Source organism: Zhongshania sp., assembly GCF_041623545.1.
Classification (GTDB): Bacteria; Pseudomonadota; Gammaproteobacteria; order Pseudomonadales; family Spongiibacteraceae; genus Spongiibacter.
Map to the genome: position 1 here is coordinate 1 of NZ_JBFJWS010000326.1, position 3445 is coordinate 3445.

Sequence of the window (3445 nt, forward strand, 5' to 3'; positions counted from 1 at the left end):
AGAAAAGCTCTACCTTTCCGTAGATGGATGTCATGGCGACCACAGAGCGCTCTGTGATGTGAGCCAATGGCAGGTAAGACATCATGCGGTGTGGCTGATCACCGCCCACCATGCGGTTCTTGGTTTCCATTGCGGCGGCGCCGAGATGGCCGTGGGTCAATACAACGCCCTTGGGTTTGCCGGTGCTGCCCGAGGTGTAAACGATCGTCGCCATATCGTCGGCCTCGGGTGTGTGATAGCTTTCCAGGGGTATTGAGGACTCCAGAATGCTCTGCCAGTCGCGCGCGCTTTTATAGTCGGCATTGGCGTCGGGAAATCTGATGACAGGAATGTTGCTCAAGCTCGCTTGCGCTGCGCTGCAGTCATCGAGCTTGCCGACAAAACACAGCTTGGCTTGGCTGTGTTCAAGCACGTAGTCGATGGTTTCTGAAGAGGCGGTGGAATAAATTGGTACCGGTATGATACCAGCCAGCATCATACCGAAATCAGCCGCCAGCCAGGCGTAGCTGTTTTTGGCAAGAATCGCGACACGGTCGCCCGGTTTAATTCCTTGTTTTAACAGCTCGTTAGCGACCCGGCTGCCCTGATCAACGACTTCGGCTATCGTATAGCTTTTCCATACACCATTAGTGGGCTGGTGAAGCCACGTGTCATTGGGCCTGTTTTTCAGATTGGCTTTTAGCTGCTCGACGGGCAGTACGTAAGAAGTGCCGGTGGCTGTCATGGACAATATTCCCTGTTGTTATCTAATGGATTCCAAGTCTATTCCTTGAGAATACTTAATCCCGGAAAATCCCTCAATAATAATGCGTGTTATAAGCGATAACTGTAAATTTCATTCCAGTTTATCTACCAGTGAGCTGGCATTCGCGTTGTGCATGCAGCGTTAGATCAGTAGCTCAGCTGCACATGCCAATAGCAGGATAGCCAACGCTACCGCCAGTTTGGGGCCTCCCGCGATAAACCATTTTGACGCCGGGAAGGCGATGGTGCTCGCCATGGCGTCCAGTTTCAGTTGGTGATGATCGCTGCCGAAGGTTGCTGGGAGTATCTCTAACAGGTCTCGCCGACTGCGGTACCGGATCGCGGCCATCGCCGCCCAATCGCTATTATGCTCGCAATTAATATGCTCAACATTGGTCCCACTGCGCAGAGCCGTCATGACCGGATGGCCCGCTTTGCGTAGAAGCTGCCCTAAAAAGACTTTCTGATACGCCGCCAGTTTAGCGCTGGATTCCCTAACAGGCTTTTTCAGCGTGATTAAATTGATCATCACGCAGTCGCGCCCATCGTCTTTGGCAAAAAAATCTCGCAGCCCTTGTGCGCGCTCCGGCTCCACCCCTTGCGCGCTTGCCCATGCCAGAAAATCGTCGGCTTCCTGCGGCGTGATTTTGCGTCGAGGTCTGGCATACCAAAGCCAGAATAGCGCGTAGAAAAGTGCGGCGGTTGCCCAGATCGTCAGCGTCATAAGGTTGCACCCCGTGTCCGTTTTGTTGTTAGCGAGGCTTACCGTTGTGCGCCTAGTTCGCTGAGTTCAACATCTTTACAAAATGGCAGTGCAAGTGTCAATATGTTGAGATTGAAGCAGTGAGCAGTCGTGTCCGCTGCTTTGCTATCGATAGTAGCCATTGAAGAGGCGAGTGATGCGCAGGAATCGTGGAATACAGGAGTTTGGGCGGGTTTTGAAGGAAGCCAGGCACATCCTACCCGCACTGACCTATAAAATGCCGGAGGGTGATGATCCTGCCTCATTGGGGCGACAATTTCAGGAATCGGCGGAACAGTATGCTGAACTGCCGCTATTGCTGCATGAGGGCCGCGAGTGGACCTATGGGGCATTTAATGCTCAGGTTAATCAGCTTGCACACCACTTTCTGGCGCTTGGTTTTCAACGGGGCGAGCCCGTCGCGGTGTTTATGGAAACTCGCGCAGAATTTCTCAAGGTTTTCTTGGCTTTGGCCAAGTTGGGTGTGCCCGCGAGTCTGATCAATAACAGTCTTACCGGAGACGGTTTGGCACATTGCATTCGGTCTCCGGGCAATCGGCGGGTGATTGTAGGAGAAGAGCGGGCAATAACGCTGGGCGCGGTATTGGATCAACTCTCAACTGAGGGTGAAATGCGCTGTTATTGGCTGCGGGACCGGGGGGAGACCGACTGCCCTGTGTGGGCAAGTGATATCAGTGACGGCTACCGCACCTGCTCACCGGAAAACCCGCCGGTAACTCGGACGATTCTTGCCAAAGAAGTAGCGGCGTATATTTTTACCTCTGGAACCACCGGCCTACCCAAAGCCGCTATAGTCAATCACAGACGTATACTGGCGGCGGGCCACGGATTGGGTCGCTTGGGCCTGCAATTACAGTCGAGTGATCGTATTTATCTCTGCCTTCCCCTGTACCACATTACCGGACTGGGCCCCGGATTCTGCGGGGCGATTTCCAATGGTGCATCCATTTTTCTAAGGCGAAGTTTCTCGGCATCAGCTTTCTGGCGAGACATCCAGGCGTCGAAATCCAACTGCTTCGTATACGTGGGGGAGCTATGTCGCTATCTGACATTGCAACCGGAGTGCGCAGAGGAGCGCGATAATCCGCTGCAAAAAATGATTGGAAATGGTCTGCGACCGGATATTTGGGAGGCCTTTAGAGACCGGTTCGGGGTGGAGCGGATCTGTGAAATTTACGGCTCCAGCGAAGGGAATCTCGTGATGGCCAATGCTCTGAATAAGGAATTCACTATTGGCACGCCCGCGACTAAAGCGGCGGTTGTTCAGTACGATGTCGACAACGACTGTGTTATCCGTAATGCAAAGGGGCGCTGCGTTAAAGCCGCAGTAGGCGACGCTGGTTTACTGCTAGGGAGAATTGATAGAAAGGCGCAGTTCGATGGCTATACCAACGCCGAAGCCACGAATAGCAAGGTACTAACGGATGTTTTCAAACCAGGGGATCGCTGGTTTAACACCGGAGATTTGGTCCGCCAGATTGATGTAGGTTTTGCGTTCGGTCTAAAACATTATCAGTTTGTCGATCGCACAGGGGACACCTTTCGCTGGCGCGCGGAAAACGTGTCTACCAATGAGGTTGCTGAAGTTCTGAATCAGCACCCGCAAATCAAAATGGCCAACGTCTACGGTGTGGAGGTGCCGGGGATCGAAGGTCGTGCAGGCATGGTGGCCTTCGAACATGAGAATGCAGACCAATTCGATATTATGGCTTTTCAAACCCTGGTCGAGCGCGACCTGCCAGCGTATGCGCAGCCGGTGTTTGTCCGCATACAGACGACGACCGAAACCACGGCTACCTTCAAACTCGTTAAAGGCCGACTGCGCAAGGAGGCTTATCACCTGGATGAAGTGGGTGATGACGTAATTTTTGTTCGTAAGCCTCGTTCCAAAAGCTATGAGCGACTGGACCGTGAGTATTACGAATCCTTGTGCCGGGG

General features: G+C 53.1%; 3 protein-coding genes. 1 reads left to right on the forward strand and 2 read right to left on the reverse strand.

What is annotated here, in order from left to right; all coding sequences use genetic code 11:
- Together ABYT30_RS17230 and ABYT30_RS17235 are read right to left on the reverse strand one after the other, a co-directional pair.
- On the reverse strand, window positions 1-724 hold a 724-nt coding region (locus ABYT30_RS17230), incomplete at its 3' end, for an AMP-binding protein (protein ID WP_373097684.1).
- A 162-nt stretch (window positions 725-886) separates the two neighbouring features.
- Window positions 887-1468: a hypothetical protein gene (locus ABYT30_RS17235; protein ID WP_373097686.1), complete on the reverse strand. Its 582-nt coding sequence runs from the start codon at window positions 1466-1468 to the stop codon at window positions 887-889.
- Window positions 1469-1643: 175 nt separating this feature from the next.
- On the opposite strand from ABYT30_RS17235, the gene ABYT30_RS17240 reads away from it, so the two are divergent.
- Window positions 1644-3445, forward strand: a 1802-nt coding sequence (locus tag ABYT30_RS17240) for a long-chain-acyl-CoA synthetase (RefSeq protein WP_373097688.1), incomplete at its 3' end; no start/stop codon positions are given.